Below are 19,788 nucleotides of genomic sequence, written 5' to 3'. Positions count from 1 at the left end.
CTCAAATGTTCGTATAGTAGCTACTTGCATTTGTTGTAAACTCACTTTTACTCTATAGTTATCTTTTTACTACTTTATCTATTTTCTGAACTGATTTTCGTACTAGAAAACATCCAATAAGAAGAATTATAAAAGGAGTAAACCATAAAATGTAGGTACTAGATTTTACAGGTGGTACAATGATAATTGAATCTCCATAAGAATTTTTTAACTCTGAAACTATTTGCTCGTTAGTATATCCATCACTGATCTTCTTGCGAATTGTCTTACGCATACCATATGCAACTTGAGACTCAGATTCGGATAATAATTCACCAGAGCATACTGGACACTTTATTACTGCAAATAAGCTACTTGCTCGCTCTTCCATGCTTTCGTCTCTTAGTTTATCATCCAAAGTAAAAGCATTTATGCTTAAATGGAATATCAATGTAAAAAGTAAGCTAATTACTATTCTCATTCTTGGTGAATTGAGTGATAAAATCAGTAGTGGATAATTTTCCAATAAAGCCTGAACCTACATTATTGTCGTACTTTATTGAAAATTGAATGTCGTTATTAGTGATTTTTTCTGATAAGGAAGATATTGATTTTTCCAATTTATCTGCAGTCTTTGAATCATTAGTCACAAACGAAATTAATTCTTTATAATTTGATATGGCTACATTGATTTTATCTTCAAATGAAGATGTAACTAAATTGTAATTACTTACTCCACCATTCGCAGCAATAGAAAAGTTATTACTCTCAATCAAAAATTTTTCTATGTTGAAATTAATCTTAGAAGCTGAAATATGGTTTACAAATTCATAATCTAATTTAGCGTCGACACTAAGGTAATTTTCAGGACTTGCAGTATGTTTATAACGGTAAGTATAAAAATCAAATTCTAGTTTAGTATTTTCATTCAGTTCTTTATCAAAGTGAAATTGAATGTAATTACTTTTATCATTCACTTCAGTTATAACACTTTGCTGATTTTCTAAAACATCACATTTTAATCCATAATCTTCGTAACGAAATGTATCTATATAGTCTATTACAGTGCTATTTCTGTTGAATTTTAATGAAGATAGTAAATCATTTAGTTTAACAACAAAGTGGCTACTCACGTGTGTGTGACACTTTATATTCTTTTTCTCATCACTACGGACAGCAATGTTTACTTTATTGCTTGGTATATAGATATATACTGACTTATCAAATAATCTGTTTTTTATCATTAAAGCTTCAGATGAAACAGTTAATTGCTCATTAGAAAATTTTGGATTCGTTACACGAAAAACTAGGTTAAAAGGAAATCCCTTAAAATCATGTGAAATATCAACTTTTTCGTCATTAATGTAATCAGTTAAAAGACTTTTTACCTTAAATGCAGAAAAATACCAAAAACCACTATACGCTAGAGGAATAAACAAAGGTAAGGAGATGAGAATATAGATAAAAATTTTACGCATTATCCTCTTATTTATCTAATGATATATTTCTTGTACCTCTGGGCACGGTTACGCACAAACCGTCAATATCTTTTGTGATTTTTATTTGGCATCCAAGCCTCGATGTCTCTGTTAAACCGAAAGCTAGATCCAGCATGTCATTTTCCTCATCAGATATAGGATTATGTGTTTCTACAACATCATAAAATTTTGGATCAACAATCACATGGCATGTAGAGCAAGCAAGAGAACCTTCACATGCACCTTCAAGCAGATCTGGATCACTTCTATGGGCTAAATTAAGAAGAGTTTCTCCCTCTGCAGCTTCATAACTTTTCTTACTTCCATCAGGTAAAATAAAAGTAACGGATGGCATACTATTAAAATCTCTACTAATTTCTCTATATTCTACAAATAATAACTAATATTTGCAAACTCTTTGTAATTCCATTGCCTATCTCTTGTCATCTATATTCCTATCAAGAAAGTAAGATAGATACCACCAGCATCTCACAGAGTTGCAAGTATAGAATTTTCTTAGTTTTAGATTTTACTAAATATATTACTGAATTAACATTATTAAACTTGATCTGCCATTTCTTCTGATCTTAAGTTATAATTTTACTAATGCCATTTGATTAATTGCAACTTCAGCATTGCTATCTTTCAATAAATTTGCAGGACTATTACAATGGTATATGATTGCAGCAACAACAAGACAACAAACTCCAATTCCTATCCCTAACGCTAACATTCCTGAGTAAACTGCAATAGCTACTTCTAAAGCAACTCCTACTACTGCTAACGTAGAAGCAACTATGATAGAAGTATTACGACACTTAATACGAAGCTCATTTAGTTTATCTAATGCAGTAGTACCATCTTTATATTTTAGCTCTCTTAGTACATCTTTATTTTCACATTTGTTAAACAACTTCCAAGCATAACTTAACCTTGACGCTTGACCATAAAACCCCTTCTCAACATATTCAACCAAGAGATCAAACGGAGTTTCACCTTGGTCATTGTTAACATCAAATCTCGCACCTGCACTCACAAGTGATTCAACTTTGCGAAGCATTGACGTATAGGGCTGTAAGTTTCTTAAAGCATGATGTAGAGGTGTATTCCCATTTTCATCCTGAAAATTATATTTCTTTCTATGTAAAAAGCAATCAAAAATCTCTTTTTTCCAATTGTGTTTAACAATACCTTCTAAAATAGTACTTGAAATCTTTATGTTATTTTCAACTAGAAGATCTAGAGCTTTTTTATGCTTATATCTAACAATAGTATCTACTAGTTCATTCAACGCAGAAGTACCTTCTAGCTTCTTTAGCTCATCGGTTTTACAACCACTAAGCACCACCGAAAGATTATTTAATTTTTCTACTACTTTTTCCTTACGAGAGAAGTATGTAGCATAATTGACCAAGAGATCAAATGGAGTTTCATCTTTGCTATTTTTAACATCAAGCCTTGCACCTTTACTAAGAAGTGACTTGACAAAACCTTGGTATTTCGATTTACCCAAATCCAACCATTTTAATGTATGATGTAAAGCTGTATTTCCTTCTTTATCTTTATAGTTGATATCTAATTTATCTAAGTACTTATTAAAAAAATAATCCAAAAACTCTTCAGATTGGTATTCATAAGCATAGCTTAAGATTTCATTTCGTGATATTTCTATCCTTCCTTCAAAGAGCTTGAAAAATGCCACACGATCGTACATAATAGCAATTTGCACTAGAAATGTAATGTCACCAGCATCAATTGTAACTTTCTTTATTATATCATCACACTCTTCATACTTATTTGACTGGATATGTAACAACAATCCCAGAATAGTTCTTACATATTCGGATTCAGTTGGTTCTTCAGTCTCTTTAGCTGTATTAAACAAGACTTGATCTGACACTTTAAAAAAGTAAGTTATAAAATAATAAAAGAAAGGAGTGTTAGATATGAGTACGATACAAACAAAAATACTAAAACCAAAGTTAGGGTTATTAGAACTAGCAAAGCAATTAGGTAACGTATCACAAGCGTGTAAGGTGATGGGTTATTCGCGTGATACATTTTATCGATTTAAGGAGTTATATGAAAGTGGGGGAGAAGGAGCATTACATGAAATAAGTAAGAAAAAACCCCTATTAGCAAACAGAGTTTCCGAAGATATAGAAAGGGCAATAATTGGCATAGCTACAGAATTTCCAGCATATGGACAACAAAGAGCTGCAAATGAGCTGAGAAAAAGGGGTGTAATAATTTCCGAAGGTGGCGTAAGATCTGTATGGCTAAGAAATGACATTGAAACGTTCAAAAAAAGACTTAAAGCCCTTGAAGCAAAGGTTGCACAAGACGGCATAATTTTAACTGAAGAGCAACTTGCAGCATTGGAAAAAGTTAAAGAGCAAAGAGAAGCTCACGGTGAAATTGAAACAGAACATTCAGGTTATTTAGGGTCTCAAGATACTTATTACGTAGGCAATATCAAGGGCGTTGGGCGCATTTACCAGCAGACTTTTATTGATACATATTCGAGAGTGGCTTTTGCTAAGCTTTATACAGATAAAACTGCTATTACCGCTGCCGACTTGCTGAATGATAGAGTAATACCATTTTTTGATGTACAAAACGTGCCATTATTGCGCATTTTGACTGATAGAGGTACAGAATATTGTGGTAAACCAGAAAATCACGCTTATCAGCTTTATTTGGGAATTGAAAATATTGATCATTCAAGAACTAAAGCCAATTCACCACAAACTAATGGCATATGCGAAAGGTTTCATAAAACTATGCAAGATGAGTGTTACAATATTATCTTTAGAAAGAAAATCTACAGTTCTTTAGAAGATTTGCAGATAGATGTTGATCATTGGTTACGCTCTTACAATGAGACCAGGCCTCACTCAGGTAAATATTGCTATGGTAAAACGCCTATGCAGACTTTTCTTGATAGCAAACACATTGCTTTTCAGAAAAATATTAGTAACGTTAAACAAGAGACTGATATTAGTTTTCAATTCTTCTGTCAGTTAATTCGTTGCTGTCAGATTAAGTTGTGTCTAGTACACTAGCTTTGCCCATCTTGCCTATTTCTTTTAAACTCTTCTTTAGCCTTTCTATTTTCTCTTCGATTAATTTTTGACTTTTCGAACAATACATAATATATATTTCATTAAAAAATTTTTCTCTTTTCTCTTCTTGTTTAAGTTTACTCATCTCTTCCCGCAACAACTCCAGTTCATCACTACAATCCCCATACTCATACTTTCCTCTATCGTACTGGCTTTTTTTTGTTGGGTCAGATAACACTTTGCGTGCTACTGATATTTCCTTGAACTTTGTCAATTTCTCTTCAAGTTGAGCCCGTTGATCTTCTTCCGACTGTGATAGTAGCCTTCCGTCCTTCTTCTTTCCTTCTAGCCTATCTAGCTCTTTCACTTCCTCAAGCAATTTATCTGGATGAAGCTTCAATGCTAATTTGCGATATGCTTTTTTTATCTCACCATGAGTAGCATCTCTTTTTACTCCTAATATTTCATAATAATCAGGCATTTTTTTCTCCACTATTTTGATACATTTTTTATAACATTAGTAATACTATGTCTTTAAAAGAATTGGTACTATATAAGTATTTTAGCAAAGATTATAATATTTGTTAATTTATCAACAAATTGAGTGAAAATTTAAAGAGTTGTTTATGGTAATTGAGGAGCTACAACCGCATGACGTCTGCCATTAATCACTATTTCACTTATTGCAACTGCTGCAAAAACAAAACAATAATATACTTTTGTTAGTACGATGATAGGTGACAGAGAGGCAATGCTGCTTGCTAGTAATACGTGAGAACCATAAGGTAAGATACTTTTTGTGATAGAAGTAAATATTTCTAATAAATACGCACTACGGTGTGGTGCAATGTTATATCTTTGTGCAAGTCTTTTCGCAATATTACTAGTTAATAAAATAGCAACAACATTGCTGGAAACTAAAATAGTAAACAGAGATGATATTCCCGCAATCATAAATTCAGCTTGAGTTTTTGTCATATTCACCTTATCGGTGAATATATCTATCTTTTTCTGACTGTATTCGTACATTAAGTGGCTTAATCCACTACTGAAGAGAATAAATATCATTACTTCATTCATCTTATAAAAACCCCTATATATGTCACGAGAATATTCAATAAGAGAATAATCAAAAAAAGCTATTCCTAATATCCCAGCAATAACCATATTAATAGCTAATGTTACTAGAGTGTTTATTTCAAATAAACCCATAATTATTAAAGATATATAAGGGATAATTTTGACTATGGATAAATAATTCAGACTTGAGATAGAAACAACTTCTGTACTATTTGAAATTATTACTAGATAAATAAGTATTATAAGACCTGTAACAGATCCTGTCTTGAAAGTGAGTTTTATTTTATCCTTTACTGAAGCTCCTTGTGAAGAAGTAGCAGCAATAGTAGTGTCAGATATCATTGAAAGGTTGCTGCCAAACATAGACCCACCTATCACAGCTCCAACACCCACTGCACAATCAAAAGCTCCATTTTGTGCTAAATTAACAGCTATTGGTGTTATAAGTGCAATAACTCCGATTGATGTGCCGATTGCACTTGAAATAAAAGTAGAAAGTAAAAACATTCCAGGAAGTAATAATCTTGCTGGAAGAAATCGAATAGTTAAGTTAGTAATAACATTTATACTACCAAGCGATTCAGTAACAGTAGAAAATGCTCCAGCAAATAGAAAAATCAAACATACGGTAAGAGTAGTTTTATTACCCATACCTTTTATAAGAGTATCAATACTATGTTGAATTTTGTTTTTATTGAATAGAACAGCAAAAAATAATGCTGGTAATAAGCAAACTAACGGTGAAATTTGATGAAGAGGATTACCAAGTCCGATAAAAGAAAAATAAATACCACTTCCAAGGTATAAGGCTAGAAAGATAATAAGAGGAAGAAATGAAAACACTTATCGTAGTTGAACAAACCAGAAATATACTAGAATAAGCTATTTTAAGCAAATACTAATACAGTGTTTTTCTAATAATTTTGAACATCTTAAGCCATCTACTTTTGAATAAATTCCATTTGCATTTCTTGTATACTATCCTCTATTTGCTTTATTTGTTCTATTAGCCTTTCCTCTAAGTCAAAATTACCGCCCAGCCTTGCTTTAATTTTTTCTTCTTGTAATACATTTAATTCTTTCCGTAATACTATGTTATTCCAGACAGTTTCTGCCGATCTCTTCTCACTTAATTGACTATTTAGTACGCTAGTTTTTTCAAATATAAACTTTATAACACTAGACTCCTGTAGCAGAATTTCTTTATTAAAGTTGCTCTCATTAGTTACTATATTAATTACGCACTGTTGTAATTTTTTCATCTCATTAGTAAATTCGAAATGAGAAAATTGCTCAAAAAATATAGGACGGTTCAAGATTTCAGGAAATTCTACGGCTATACGCAAAATTATGGCCTGATTTTGCTCTGCTTCAATTAGCTCTGGAGATTTATTGTAAAGATACTCACCTTTTGTTGCTTTGCTATTAAAAATCAGCTTTTTAAAGTTTCTTCTTAATTCACTGACCTTATTGTAAAAATAATCTCTATAATACCTTCTAATACTGCTGTTACCGATAGCATTGACATATTTCATGAACTTGTGCTCAAGAATTGAATATTTTTCCGGAGCAAATTTTTCATAATTTTGCAAATTGCTACCAATTATGTGATGCCATAAATATTCAGAGTGCAGTTCTGTTGAGCGGTTAAAAGCGGATAGTACATCTTCCGTCTTATATTCTAGTTCATTGCATATATCGTATGGGTCCTTGTTGCTTGGCAAAGTTACAAACTTCAATGTATACCCAGGCTTGAGTATCGGAAGAGCAAATTCCGCAACTCGGGTGGCGGCACGACGTCCGGCACTATCGCCATCCATACAGATGGAGATTTCTTTAGCAAATCTCCATAGATTTTTTATCTGCTCTGCAGAAATCGCAGTGCCAAGCGGGGCAACTGTATTGCTAATTCCCGCCTGATGTAGTGCTATTACATCCATATATCCTTCAACAACAAATAGATGCTGTTTTTTGCGTATTTCACTCAAAGCAAAGTTTAATCCATATAAATTTTCTCTTTTCTTAAAGAGCTGACTTTCTGGGCTGTTTAAATACTTCGGCTGTTGCTCAGAGTTCAGCGAACGTCCACCAAAACCAATAACTTTGCCCGTGATGTTGTGTATAGGAAATATCAGCCGATCATAGAAATAATCACGAGAATTCTTATTTATTAAGCCAACATCAATCAAAATCTCGTCTTTAATACCAGAGGAGTTCAAATATTCTTTTAAACCAGAGCTTGGCGCATAACCTATTCTAAATTTATCTATGATTTCAGGTGAGATCTTGCGCTGCCTTAAATAAGCCATAACACCTCGATTTTTCTGCGCGAACCAACTTGCAGCTAAATTCAGTGCTGAAAACAGTTTGTCATTTTCTTTAGCAAAGCTGAGGTTTTTGGGTAACTCAACACCTGCAACAGATGCCAAATTTTCCAACGCTTCCTTAAAACTTAAGCCCTCAGTTTGTGAAATAAATTCAAACGCATCACCATGAGCTGAGCAACCGAAACAGTAATATAAGCCCTTAACATTGCTGACCGAAAAAGATGGAGTTTTTTCGTTATGAAATGGGCAGAGTCCAACAAAACTATCTCCTCTTTTTATTAACCTAACTTTTTTTCCTACTATGTCGGACAACAATAATTTTGACTTTATAATATCTATATGATCCATTTTACCGAATGAGTAGTGGTAGGATAAAAATTATATAGAATTTATGCATATCTGACTCGAAATTTATTCAGAAAGATCAGGAGAGCTTGACAAAAAGCTCAAAATAAATTACCCATATAAATACCCTTAAGTTGCAATTTCTTATATGTCAGATGTGATATCAGTTGCTTCAGACCACGCAGGTTATGAACTAAAATCAGAAATAAAGGCTTACTTGGAAACTTTAGATTATACAGTGATAGACCGTGGCTGCACTGCTGAACAAAAGAGTGTAGACTACCCTGACTATGCTGCTGAAGTTGTAGAAGATATAACAAACAAAAAAGCAAATTATGGAATATTAATTTGCGGTACAGGTTTGGGCATGAGTACTGTGGCAAATCGTTTTGAAGGAATCTACGCTGCTTTATGTAATAGTGTTGAGATCGCAAAATTAGCTCGCGAGCATGGCAACGCGAATATACTTTGTCTTGGTGCAGGGTTTACTGCGAGTGGATTAGCAAAAGACATAGTCAAACAATTCCTCGAAACAGAATTTTCAAAAGAAAGTAGACATAAAGAACGCCTTGATAAACTTAGCAATATTAGCAAGAAAAAAACCACAAAAACTTATAACGAAGATGAAATATCAAAATTCGCTAAAATAGCAGGTGAATGGTGGAATGAGAATGGCAAATTCAATCCATTGCACATGATGAATCCTGTGAGAGTATCATACATCGTTGAGAAAATAAAAGAATTAAAAAAATGCGATTTAAAAGAACTATCATTGCTCGATGTTGGTTGTGGTGGTGGCATTTTGTCAGAGTCAATGGCGCGTATTGGTATTAGCGTTGCAGGAATAGATGTATGTGAGGAAAACATAAAAGTGGCACAGTTGCATGCGAAGAAAGTAGGGTTAAATATAGAATACACACACACTAGCATTGAAGAGCTAAGCAATGACAAGAAGTATGACGTGGTTTTGTTGATGGAAGTGGTTGAACATGTCGATAATTTAGAGTTTTTCATGAAAAAAGCAATAGAGCTGTTGAAGCCAGAAGGGCTAATTTTTATATCGACGATAAATAGAACTATTAAATCCTTCTGTCTTGCAATAGTCGGCGCAGAGTACATATTAAACTGGCTGCCAAAAGGCACACATAATTGGAATAAATTTCTCAAGCCATCAGAAATTGCAAATCATCTAAGAGAGAACAATGTAACACTACAAGATATGACTGGTATGGAATATAATGTAATAAAGCGTGAATGGAACTTGACCAAAGGTGTGGATGTTAATTATATACTTTGTGGAAACGTTGTAATTTGAAATCTCATTCAAGTACTAGAAGGTAATGCAAATATTCTAGGCAGTTTTACTTTACTTAGCAGCTAATTTATCATATGTATTTCCATAGGGTATCGCTATATTAGAATATGTTACAATTACTAACCTTACTTGCTGTTATCACTTCGGTTGTATTCTTTGGTCATCTAGTTCCAATGGAAGTGAAAACCTTCTTGTATTCAATAAGCCTTAGTATAAAAGAGATCTTACTATTTATAATGCCTTTTATTGTTTTTGCATTAATCTTTAGTAGTGTTAACAATCTTAAGCAGTCGGCTATAAAGTTTATATTGTTACTTATTATAACGATTTTCTTGTCGAATCTAGCTTCAAGTTTAATAGCTTATTCTGTTGGGCATTTCATCACACAAAACACTTATTCAATACAAGATATAACATATGAAGAAACAATTGTTCCTTTATGGTCATTTAGGATACCTGCATTGCTTTCTAATTTTTATGCCCTTGCTTGTGGATTTGTGTTAAGCATATTAGTGTCCACAATATTACCAAAAAAAAGCAAAGAGCTCTCGAACAAAATGTTAGATTTAACTCTCTTTATTTTGAAGACATTTTTGACGCCAATTATTCCAATGTTTGTACTTGGTCTTGCTTTAAAAATGGAACATGATCAGGTTTTACCCATAATATTTAAGGATTACTCAATAATTTTTATTATTATATCATCTGCAACCTACCTTTATGTTTTTCTCTTATATGGAGCAGCAAATTCGTTCAAGATCACAAGCTGGATAGCTAGTATAGGTAATATGATACCAGCATTTATTACTGCAATGAGCACAATGTCTAGTAATGCAGCTATGCCGCTTACTCTTGAAGGAAGCAAAAAAAATGTAAAGCAGCATGATATAGCATCGTCTGTTGTGCCAATAACCGCTAGCTTTCATTTAGTAGGTGATTGCTTTTTTATTATAATACTATCAATGATAATGACTTTTGGTGGTGCATTGTCTGCAACAGACTATGTGACTTTCCTTCTCTACTTTCTGTTATTTAAATTTGCTATTGTTGCAGTTCCAGCGGGAGGGATTATGGTAATGTTGCCCGTTCTTGAGAAGTATCTTAAATTCTCCCCAGAGATGCTTTCATTAATTACAGCATTGTATATAGTGTTTGACCCAATAATAACTTCAGCAAATGTTATGGGTAACGGTGCGTTCACTATGATGTTTACAAAGCTCTATGATAAGCTTAAGTGATGTCCATTCTAGCAATTAATACTGTAGGTGCTGGTAGTTCAATAGCAGTAATTGATTACGATGGTAATTGTTTTGTAGAACGCAATTCTGCAAACAATAGTCATGCAGAATCATTTTTTCAAATACTGAATACTTTGTTTGATAAGCATAATTACAGCTACGATAAAATAGACCATTTAGCAGTGATAGTTGGACCAGGAAGTTTTACTGGAATCAGAGTTGGTATATCAACTGCACAAGGTATAAATCTTGCTACAAATAAGCCGTTATATGGGGTTAGTGCCCTGGAAGCTCAAGCATATGCAATATCGCTACTTTGTACAAATAGCAAAAAAAATATTAAAGCTATAATCGAAGATGATCAAAAGTTTTATACGCAGTTATTTGATTTCAATTTGTTACCGCTATCAAATCCTGCTGTAGTAAGTGAACTCCAGCCTGAAACGCACTGCATTACATATATGGATTGCAGTTTACCAAAGTTGGATGCTAGCCATGCAGGGCTATTAGTCCGTTATAGACTAAAAAATAAACAAAAATTAAATGGAGTTGAGGCTCTATATTTAAATGAGCCTCAGTATATGAAATCGTTGCCTATTGCGTAAACACTATTAATTTGGCCAAGTTTGTACATCTGACTTACTATTTCTTCTGCTACTTCTTTTATACTCATATTTGAATTTTCTACCTCTATAGCATTTTGTGGTACAAATAAATCTTCCTCCCTAAATTTAATACTATTTATATTAGTAACCTTCCTATTTTTTCTTTGCTTTTTTGATATAGTACGCTCTTGTAATATCAATGGATTGCACCTAAGTACTATAGGGAGGATTTTTGTGCTCATTTTTTTACTAAGTTCTACTACTGAGTTATATATTCTTATGTTGTAATCATTATTTTTAATTAATTCATCAACAAATATATAATTTTTTGAGTCAATAGGATAGGCTTCTATTGCCTGAAACATAACATGTGTAGTGTTATATATTCTATCTCGAGCTTCTTTGGAAGTTTGATTATATTCAAGTCCACTTACAATTACTGCATTTATCATACTAGATAATACTATTGCTGTAGAAAGTTTACCACTTCCTGGAAGACCAGTGATATATATGAAAAATTTTGTTAGCTGTTTTTTTATCTCAACGTTTATCATATTATTTTTAATATTAAAACCTACAATTATAATAACATAAAAACAAGGCTTTAAAACATATGAAACATTACATAAAAAGTCGCTTTTATAGTTAAAATACTATGTAATCTAGAAATGTAAACTCTAATCACCTAAGGCAAGTAAAAGTGCTTAGTATTTTAACGTAGGTTCACCTTTTAGTTTGTAATAAACTTTTTTTTACGTATAAATCTTTAGAAAATTTTAGTCAAGAGCTATGTTATTAACAAATAGTGAGTTGAAAAGAGACCTAGTTAACGCCTATCAAATTTTATCTTATCTTAAATTAGATGATCATACGTATACTCATCTCTCTGTACGTTCTGAAGATAAAAAGTCATTTTATGTTTATCCGTTTGGTATACGTTTTTATGAAGTAGATGAAAGTTCATTGATGAAAGTATCGTTTGATGGGAATATAATTGAAGGCAAAGAATATCAATATAATAAAACTGGCTATGTAATCCATGGCTTCATTTATCAAGCAAGGAAAGATATTCAAGCAATTTTTCATCTACATACACCTTCTATTGTAGCAGTTTCTTCTCTCAAGGATGGATTACTCCCAATAAGTCAGTGGGCGCTGCACTTTTATAATAAGGTATCTTACCATGATTATAATTCCCTGGCACTTGATGATACAGAAGGAAAAAGATTAATAGCTGATTTGAAAGAAAATTTTGTGATGTTAATGCGCAATCATGGATCTATAACATGTGGTCAGACTATACAAGAAGCAATGTTTTATACGTATCACTTAGAACAAGCTTGTAAAACTCAATGCCTGATGCTAGCAATGAATAGGGAGTTGTCAATTCCAAGTGAAGAAATTTGCTCAAAAGCCGTAAAGGATCTTCTGTCTTTCGAAAGCAATCTTGGTGAGAGAGATTGGCACGCATGGGTTAGGTTGATTAAAGGTAAGTTATAAAAGTTTCTGACTCTTCGATAGATATTAGATTTCTTGCATAACCAGCCAGTCTGAAATCCAATAATGGTTTCACACGCTGTAATTCATGCAAGAAGTCTAATGTCTCCATCTCTACTTAAGTTAACACCCTTAACTAAGCAGATACAAGTAAATATAGCCCTTCCCATAATAGTCCAAAAAGGTCATAAGAAAGAAGAATCGACAGCATGACGAAAAGATTTGAATAAAGGAATGTTTTTTCTGGTTCTGTTTTTTATAGCAAACCAATAATGCTCAATTTTGTTGAAATCTGGAGAATATGGAGGAAGATATAAAATTTCTGCACCAACTCCTTTAGCAAATCTTATTAGACTTATGAAAAGTAGCATTATCAAGGATAACAGTTTGTCCAGGTTCCAAAATCGGTGTCAGAAACTGCTCAAACCATTTATTAAAGATATCCATATTGCAGTGGCCTTTAAAGGTTAACGGAGCAATTATTTTTCTTCCACTTAAGGCTGCAACCATGCTAATTCGTTGAGTTTTCTTTCCAGATTTTAGGGCATAAAACCGCTGTCCTTTCTGGCAATACCCATAGGTTCAGTGTTATCAATGCCAGACTCATCTATATACACTAATTCTTTAGGTTCTTTTGTTGCTATAACTTTTGAAAATTGAGCTCGCTTTTCTTCATTTCTTTCTTTATATCCGTAGGTCTTTTTTTTCTTGTGAATCCTATATTTTTAAGTGCTCGATGAATTGTTTGTCTACTAATATTGCCCCAGCATCTCTGACTGAGTTTTGCCACCTTGCTCATTTGCAAATTCGGCAAATGCATTCCAGTCGGTAATTTTATGCCACGCTTCCAAGCTTTTTTGATTGAAAATCTCCCGTTTTCTCACGTCTTTTCTTCCACTCATATAAAGTTGTTTTTCCGATCTTAAATCTCTTGGCAACAGTTTCTCCACTCTCTCCTTCATCCAATGCTTCCATTACCTTTTTTCTTAAGTCATAACTATTTGCTACTGGCATCCTCACCTTCCACTACTATCAATCCATATCTTACTCTTTTTGGACTATTATGAGAAGGGCTATAACTAGTAAGTTTTTTCAATCCTGCTCCACAGCAAATTTTAATGCTATGTGAGTAGTTATAGTGCTGTTAACAATTAAAATGACAAAAACTAAGATGGTGATTAGTAGTGTATAAATATTCAAGGATAAATTTTCAAATTGAGTTAGCAATTTGAAATATACAAAAGTTGGCATTATCATTGGCAAAACAAGAATTTGCGACACTCCTGATGCTAAGTTATTTCGACCAATCATCAATGCATTTCCAGTAGCTGAAATATTAATGATTATCAGCGTATTAAATAATAAAGACACTCCAACTGCTATTGAATGTTCAATATTATTGCCTAGAATTGCAAAGCTGAACATGAAAGAAATCACTGAAATCGGTAACCCAAATAACAACCAGTGAGCGAAGATTTTATAAGCAACTATCAGCCTAGAAGAGAGTGGCTGTAAAAAGATTTGCTCTAATATTCCATCATGATAATCAGATGTAAATAAATTATTTGTAGAGATCTGCAAAACAAATGTAGCACATATCCATGTTAATGTTAATATGACTTCTTGTTTACTGTTGTTTTCAAGTGTATATGAAGATAAACTTAACATTATAATAAAAATACATACTATATAAGTAAGATTATTATCATTTATTACTAATTTTTTTACCAAACTAATCATACCAGGATTTTAAATGTTTATTATAAATTATAGTGTTTACTTTGAGGGTAGTATAATTTTTTGTGTTTACAAGTTATATAAGTTTTAATATATTTTATTGATAATGCTATGGAAAAATTAATAAAAATAAAGTTACCGGAAGATTACGTTCCTTCAGAAAATGAAGAATATATGAACGTAAAACAACTGGAATACTTTAGCTTAAAGTTACAATCAATACTCTCTGAACTGGAGAAACAAGATCTAGAAGATAGTAGTATTTATTCTGATAGTGAAAATGGAGAATTAATTAAGCGCCGAAAAGATAGAAAAGAAAAAATTAAGGAGGCGTTGGAAAAAATAAAATTAGGCATTTATGGTTACTGCGATGGAACGGGAGAAGAAATAGGAGTCGAAAGACTTAAAGCTAATCCGCTTGCTATGTATTGTATTGAAGAACAAGAGAGAATAGAAAAAGAAAAGAACGTGTATAACATTAATGATTAGAACTTGTTCGCGAATTCAAGCATATTTCTCTCCTTAACATAACTCTACTCATAGCCAGATATATGAAATTTTCAGTGAGTAAATCTTATTCTTTCGATAGTCTTCTATTCCTAAAGCAAAAGTCCTTTCTACAACCCACCTTCTTGGCTGTACTTTAAACCCCTCATTGGTAGTAGCTAAGGCGGTGTGTCTTTGTTGACTTAGAACCTACATGAAGGCCTTTTGACAATCTCAATATCCATACCATATTCTTCCTTTATATGATTTTTAAATTTTCTCCTTGGTATCCCATCACATTTTTTTAACTATAGTATATTTTTTTCTTACTTTCCTGTATGATACTCTGGAATAGCTTTCTATTCTTGTCCATTCCCTTTGACTTAGGTCTGCTGGGTGCTTTTTTCTCGTCTTTACCCAGTACTAAAACTTTAGATATTATAGCCTCTTTTACTAATCTCTGGACAAGCTCTAGCTTCGGTAAACTCAGTAGAAGGTTCTTTTGCAAAAAATGCAGCATGTACAGCATTTTTAATAAAAAAACATGCAGCAAGTGCAAATATTGCTGTCGGTACATAGCGCACAGGAGAAGCTATACTAAAAAAAGTAGCAGAAGCGACTATTAAGCAACAACAAGTCAGTATCGTTTGATCACGTAGATAACGTCTATCAACTCCACCGTACTCAGCCATCAACCTTTTAACTTTATCATTGTTACCGTATGGCAGAGTAAGCGTTTTAATCAAATTCATTACACCATTATTAGTGAAATATGGAGCACACTCTATAACTCTGGAGCCATTAACCTTCTGATTAGGATCAGCACCATACTTTAGAAGCAACTCTACATATTTTTCGCGTTTATCGTTGTCACAATTGATTGCTTGATATAATGGAACTCGACCATTTTTATCTAACATATTAGGATTAGCACCATATTTCAAAAGTATTTCCATAGTATGATCATCATCACACAAAAACGCTTTAAACAACGGATTTTTACCATTCTAACATATTAGGATCAGCACCATATTGTAACAATAACTCTACAATTCTGCTGTCATCGATAACCCTACAATAGTATAACGAAGCTTCATTATGTAATAGCTTTATATTAGGATCAGCACCATTTTCTAAAAGAAGTTTCAAAATACTATAATTTCTTGAATCTTTAGCTTGCATTAAAGCAATAGATAATGGAAAGTAAATATAAATAAGTTTTTCATTGATGTAATCACCAAATCTTCCATCTTTACTGCTTTTGAATTTGGAAAAAAGCTTTTCAAGAAACTTTATATCCTGATTATATAGAGCCCTACTTAAGTAAAACCTCAAATCTCCAGGCGAATTAATTTCATTTAAATTTTCGTCAGTTAGATTTGTAACCTCTTCTATGCTTTCCTTAGTAAGAAATTCATATGCAGAACCTAGCTGCTTAAATTTTTCTTCATTTTGTTTCTTCACAACCTCATTTTTACCTGAATGTTTATCAGGATGATATTTCAAGGCTAATTTTCTATACGCTGATTTAATTTCTTGTTCACTGGGCGCATCGCTTGATTGAAAACCTAATATTTTTAAAGCTTCCTTTCTACCTACAATAAATTCCCCACTGAAATATGTTAAATTAAACGTAACCCAAAATTTCAAAAAGTAAAGCTTTTTATGTCAAATTACGTCTATTTCATAACTGTACAAATATTGTAGATCAGGAAACTTCAGTCCTTGATACTGGAATAACATCTCTATACTACTTAGAGTCAATCTCAATATTAAAAAATTTCTCAAATAGAAAAAAGGCAAAAGGAACCCTGTCAGATACTATCTAGTTTTTAAATTGGCGTTCTTTATTGTCTAATTTGACATCCACTCAATAGATACCATTTTTGCATTTAATTTACAGAATGTAGTCTAAGTACAAACTTGTGAAAGGCTTATGTGTAATGCTTCTCCACATAATCACTAATAATTTCCTTAAATTCTTCAAAAATATTATCACCTTGTAAAGTTTTGAAATATTTGCCGTCTTTGTAGACTGCTGAAACAGGTTTTTCTCCATACCCAGGCAGGCTGATCCCCAGATTTGCATGTTTGCTCTCTCCAGGACCATTTACTATGCATCCCATAACAGCAACGTTCATATACTCTACACCAGGATTCTTTTTCTTCCATACCGGCATATGAGTTTTTATGTAGCCATTTACTTCCTCAGTTAATATACGAAAACGATCGCTACTTGTGCGTCCACAACCAGGACATGAACTCACCTGAGGGTTAAAGTAGCGCAAACCTATAGACTGCAGTATTTCCTGACATACTACCACCTCATTAGTGCGTGATTCACCAGGGCGCTGAGTTAAAGAAGCCCGGATAGTGTCTCCAATACCATTTTGCAATAAATAAGTAAGCCCTGCTGTGGTATTTACTACGCCTTTGTTACCCATACCAGCTTCGGTTAAACCCAAATGCAGCGCATAATTGGAAGATTGTGCAAGTGCCGTATAAACTAAAATTAAATCTTGCACTCTACTGACTTTACATGAAATGATTATTTTCTCTGCATTAAGGCCAATCTTTTCAGCTTTTTTTGCACTACCAAGAGCAGACATTACAAGCGTCTTACGTAATATAACATCAGAAGTTTTTGGATTACTAGATAAGGAGTTTTCATCCATTAATTTTTGTGAAAGGTACTTATCAAGACTACCCCAATTTACTCCAATTCTGACAGGAAGATCATGCGTTATTGCATACTCTATAATTTTTTCGAATTTTTCATCACGTTTATCACCAAAGCCTATATTACCTGGATTTATCCTAATTTTACCCAGAATTTTAATGTTGTCTGGATAATCCTGAATCAGCCTGTAGAGCTCATATTGTCCACAGCCTACTAATATCTTACCATCAAAGCCTTCTTTATTTATTTCCTCTACTATATAAGGTATTGCTTTTGCTACTTCCTCTGAGTTCAAAGCAATTCGCACCAATTCTGAACCTGCATGCGCTAGTTCTATTACTTCTTTTGCATATTTCTGAGCACTGCTTTTTATGTTGTCAGAATCTATATGTGCACCAAGTGCCATGGATTGAACAACTATAGGATTATTTCCACCTATCTTCATTTGTCCAACTTTTACAGTATGAGTTTTATGCCTGGAAACCGGCGATGACTCATATGCATCATCACTCAATGTCAGGTCTCTATCTAGCATATTATTAATCGTGACACTATTTTACTGTGTCAACTACACTGCCAAATGAACTTGAACCATTTAAACTATGCTGTGGTGTTCTATTTAGATCAGTAATAGAATCATGAGAGCACGTTCTTCTTGATGGAGTTTCTTTTATAGTAACATTTATAGGGGAAACTTTTTTTTCTCGTGTTGAAGTAACTTTTTTCCCTTTTTGTTGTTCACTTTTTTTATGCTGCTTACTTTCATACTGAGAAACTGGCTCTTGATCTATAAATACAGCACCCTTTAAACGTGCAAGATTAATACCATGCTGATTGATCATAGCATCCTCCCCATCTTCAACTATGCAAGCTCCCACGTTGTTTGGCTCGTTATCAAGGCTAGCAATTTTTTTTTCTTTTAATTTTTTGATTAGATCTTCTTTATTCATAGCTAGATCTTGTAACTTTTTTTTCTTGAGGAGCTCCCTACGCTTCTCATACAGTTTATATGACTCAGCAAAATCCTCGTCTGCATGAAAGTTTGCACCACCAGGGTTACCAGGAGGTATGTACCTCTTACTGAACTTTACCTTAGACTTCGCTTCAACATTATGTACAGTAAAGAAACTAGAAACCAAAAGTATTAATATAAATAAAACTTTAGAAAAGATCTTAAGCATACTATAGTGAATATTGTGCTTTAAAAGATACCAATTAACAAACTTCAAGTAAATCAGAATCTCTACCAACTTTATAATACAAACATCTTTCTAAAAAATTTACTACCAAAACCTACATAATCTAAAGGAAATTTAAGGTGTTACAAATTTTACGTAACACCCTTTCAAGAAGAGCATTACACTCTTCCTTGCTGTAAGTTATTCTTCAGTTTTTCGGTATCATTTACATTATTAAACTTTCCGCTTGGCATATCTTGAGACAAGTCGTTTTTCTTCTCTTTATCAAGCTTAACTCCCTGATAGATACAGAATGCAACAAAACTAGTTACAGCTATTGCAGCAACAGCACTGACTATGGCACAAGTTAGTATTGCTTGTTCTTGTCCCCCTACCATGTCTGCAAATGTTTCTACTTTTTCTTCTAAGCCTGTAAATTTTTCTTGCAAGCCGCTTAAGTGCTCTTGCATAGCTTGAAACTGCTCAGTACCAATCTTGTCTTCTAATGCACCAAAAACTTTTTCAAACTGCTCAACATCTATCTTTTGAGCTTCTTGCCACTCTTTTAATGCACTAAATACCTCTTCAAACTGTTTAGCATCTATCTTTTGAGCTTCTTGCCATTCTTTTAATGCGCTAAATACTTCTTGAAACTTTTTAGCATCAATATTTTGACTTTCCTGCAATGCTGTTACATCCGATTTATCAAAACCGAATACAAATTTGGTTATACCCATTTTTAACCCCCTAGCTAATTAATATATTACTATTGTACGTT

At 33.0% G+C, this 19,788-nt stretch carries 19 protein-coding genes and 3 pseudogenes; 6 read left to right on the top strand and 16 right to left on the bottom strand.

Annotated elements, in window-relative coordinates; genetic code table 11:
- Positions 1-58: 58 nt before the first annotated feature.
- The 4 genes from ACQ4M0_RS00710 to ACQ4M0_RS00695 all read right to left on the bottom strand — a co-directional run bounded on the left by ACQ4M0_RS00710 (position 59) and on the right by ACQ4M0_RS00695 (position 3,357).
- Positions 59-460: a cytochrome c-type biogenesis protein gene (locus ACQ4M0_RS00710; protein WP_213863726.1), complete on the bottom strand. Its 402-nt coding sequence runs from the start codon at positions 458-460 to the stop codon at positions 59-61.
- Positions 444-1,457, bottom strand: a complete 1,014-nt coding sequence (locus tag ACQ4M0_RS00705; RefSeq protein ID WP_007302682.1) for a hypothetical protein — start codon at positions 1,455-1,457, stop codon at positions 444-446. The genes ACQ4M0_RS00710 and ACQ4M0_RS00705 overlap by 17 nt, the downstream gene beginning before the upstream one ends.
- A gap of 7 nt (positions 1,458-1,464) precedes the next feature.
- The gene (locus ACQ4M0_RS00700) at positions 1,465-1,812 is read right to left on the bottom strand and encodes a ferredoxin family 2Fe-2S iron-sulfur cluster binding protein (RefSeq protein ID WP_006013713.1); all 348 of its coding nucleotides are present in this window, start codon (positions 1,810-1,812) and stop codon (positions 1,465-1,467) included.
- 237 nt (positions 1,813-2,049) lie between these two features.
- A complete protein-coding gene (locus tag ACQ4M0_RS00695; protein WP_438456455.1) occupies positions 2,050-3,357 on the bottom strand; it encodes a TomO hydrophobic C-terminal domain-containing protein in 1,308 nt (435 codons plus the stop codon).
- A gap of 46 nt (positions 3,358-3,403) precedes the next feature.
- Here ACQ4M0_RS00695 and ACQ4M0_RS00690 point away from each other — a divergent pair, with 46 nt between their 5' ends.
- Positions 3,404-4,522: an IS481 family transposase gene (locus ACQ4M0_RS00690; RefSeq protein WP_438456454.1), complete on the top strand. Its 1,119-nt coding sequence runs from the start codon at positions 3,404-3,406 to the stop codon at positions 4,520-4,522.
- A gap of 199 nt (positions 4,523-4,721) precedes the next feature.
- On the opposite strand, the pseudogene ACQ4M0_RS00685 reads toward ACQ4M0_RS00690, so the two are convergent.
- The 3 genes and pseudogenes from ACQ4M0_RS00685 to dnaG form a co-directional block, all read right to left on the bottom strand.
- Positions 4,722-5,003 (bottom strand): annotated as a pseudogene (locus tag ACQ4M0_RS00685) (DnaJ domain-containing protein); the annotation flags it as partial.
- A gap of 143 nt (positions 5,004-5,146) precedes the next feature.
- A complete protein-coding gene (locus tag ACQ4M0_RS00680; RefSeq protein WP_007302679.1) occupies positions 5,147-6,445 on the bottom strand; it encodes a Na+/H+ antiporter NhaC family protein in 1,299 nt (432 codons plus the stop codon).
- A gap of 98 nt (positions 6,446-6,543) precedes the next feature.
- Positions 6,544-8,277 (bottom strand): DNA primase, encoded by a 1,734-nt coding sequence (dnaG, locus tag ACQ4M0_RS00675; RefSeq protein ID WP_438456453.1) that lies wholly within the window; start codon positions 8,275-8,277, stop codon positions 6,544-6,546.
- 145 nt (positions 8,278-8,422) lie between these two features.
- On the opposite strand from dnaG, the gene ubiG reads away from it, so the two are divergent.
- From ubiG to tsaB, 3 genes are all read left to right on the top strand, one after another.
- Complete coding sequence (gene ubiG / locus ACQ4M0_RS00670) at positions 8,423-9,589, top strand: bifunctional 2-polyprenyl-6-hydroxyphenol methylase/3-demethylubiquinol 3-O-methyltransferase UbiG (protein ID WP_438456452.1); 1,167 nt, start codon at positions 8,423-8,425, stop codon at positions 9,587-9,589.
- A gap of 107 nt (positions 9,590-9,696) precedes the next feature.
- Complete coding sequence (locus ACQ4M0_RS00665) at positions 9,697-10,827, top strand: cation:dicarboxylate symporter family transporter (protein WP_007302676.1); 1,131 nt, start codon at positions 9,697-9,699, stop codon at positions 10,825-10,827.
- The gene (tsaB, locus tag ACQ4M0_RS00660; protein ID WP_007302675.1) at positions 10,827-11,432 is read left to right on the top strand and encodes a tRNA (adenosine(37)-N6)-threonylcarbamoyltransferase complex dimerization subunit type 1 TsaB; all 606 of its coding nucleotides are present in this window, start codon (positions 10,827-10,829) and stop codon (positions 11,430-11,432) included. Before ACQ4M0_RS00665 ends, tsaB begins: the two co-directional genes overlap by 1 nt.
- On the opposite strand, the gene ACQ4M0_RS00655 is transcribed toward tsaB, so the two are convergent.
- Positions 11,402-11,986, bottom strand: coding sequence for an AAA family ATPase (locus tag ACQ4M0_RS00655; RefSeq protein ID WP_019236376.1), 585 nt, complete (start codon positions 11,984-11,986; stop codon positions 11,402-11,404). The genes tsaB and ACQ4M0_RS00655 overlap by 31 nt on opposite strands.
- 235 nt (positions 11,987-12,221) lie before the next feature.
- On the opposite strand from ACQ4M0_RS00655, the gene ACQ4M0_RS00650 reads away from it, so the two are divergent.
- Positions 12,222-12,932: a class II aldolase/adducin family protein gene (locus ACQ4M0_RS00650; protein WP_007302673.1), complete on the top strand. Its 711-nt coding sequence runs from the start codon at positions 12,222-12,224 to the stop codon at positions 12,930-12,932.
- A gap of 182 nt (positions 12,933-13,114) precedes the next feature.
- Here ACQ4M0_RS00650 and ACQ4M0_RS00645 read toward each other — a convergent pair.
- Together ACQ4M0_RS00645 and ACQ4M0_RS00640 are read right to left on the bottom strand one after the other, a co-directional pair.
- Positions 13,115-13,943 (bottom strand): annotated as a pseudogene (locus tag ACQ4M0_RS00645) (IS630 family transposase).
- Positions 13,944-14,021: 78 nt separating this feature from the next.
- Positions 14,022-14,669 (bottom strand): heme exporter protein CcmB, encoded by a 648-nt coding sequence (locus tag ACQ4M0_RS00640; protein WP_007302672.1) that lies wholly within the window; start codon positions 14,667-14,669, stop codon positions 14,022-14,024.
- A 108-nt stretch (positions 14,670-14,777) separates the two neighbouring features.
- On the opposite strand from ACQ4M0_RS00640, the gene ACQ4M0_RS00635 reads away from it, so the two are divergent.
- Positions 14,778-15,155, top strand: a complete 378-nt coding sequence (locus tag ACQ4M0_RS00635; protein WP_007302671.1) for a TraR/DksA family transcriptional regulator — start codon at positions 14,778-14,780, stop codon at positions 15,153-15,155.
- On the opposite strand, the pseudogene ACQ4M0_RS00630 reads toward ACQ4M0_RS00635, so the two are convergent.
- From ACQ4M0_RS00630 to ACQ4M0_RS00605, 6 genes and pseudogenes are all read right to left on the bottom strand, one after another.
- Positions 15,145-15,479 (bottom strand): annotated as a pseudogene (locus ACQ4M0_RS00630) (IS5-like element ISWpi1 family transposase); the annotation flags it as partial. The gene ACQ4M0_RS00635 and the pseudogene ACQ4M0_RS00630 sit on opposite strands and share 11 nt — an antisense overlap.
- Positions 15,480-15,583: 104 nt before the next feature.
- Positions 15,584-16,144 (bottom strand): ankyrin repeat domain-containing protein, encoded by a 561-nt coding sequence (locus ACQ4M0_RS00625; RefSeq protein WP_438456451.1) that lies wholly within the window; start codon positions 16,142-16,144, stop codon positions 15,584-15,586.
- A gap of 7 nt (positions 16,145-16,151) precedes the next feature.
- On the bottom strand, positions 16,152-16,727 hold the full coding sequence (locus tag ACQ4M0_RS00620; protein WP_438456659.1) for a DnaJ domain-containing protein: 576 nt from the start codon (positions 16,725-16,727) through the stop codon (positions 16,152-16,154).
- A 359-nt stretch (positions 16,728-17,086) separates the two neighbouring features.
- A complete protein-coding gene (gene ispG / locus ACQ4M0_RS00615; protein WP_438456450.1) occupies positions 17,087-18,367 on the bottom strand; it encodes a flavodoxin-dependent (E)-4-hydroxy-3-methylbut-2-enyl-diphosphate synthase in 1,281 nt (426 codons plus the stop codon).
- A 16-nt stretch (positions 18,368-18,383) separates the two neighbouring features.
- Positions 18,384-19,013, bottom strand: a complete 630-nt coding sequence (locus ACQ4M0_RS00610) for a TRP75-related protein (RefSeq protein WP_012481754.1) — start codon at positions 19,011-19,013, stop codon at positions 18,384-18,386.
- Positions 19,014-19,189: 176 nt separating this feature from the next.
- The gene (locus ACQ4M0_RS00605; RefSeq protein WP_007302667.1) at positions 19,190-19,747 is read right to left on the bottom strand and encodes a hypothetical protein; all 558 of its coding nucleotides are present in this window, start codon (positions 19,745-19,747) and stop codon (positions 19,190-19,192) included.
- Between the last annotated feature and the right edge of the window lie 41 nt (positions 19,748-19,788).

Origin of the sequence: Wolbachia endosymbiont of Kerria lacca, from assembly GCF_051602725.1 — a bacterium.
Lineage (GTDB): Bacteria > Pseudomonadota > Alphaproteobacteria > Rickettsiales > Anaplasmataceae > Wolbachia.
This window is presented reverse-complemented; position numbering and strand designations above follow the sequence as displayed.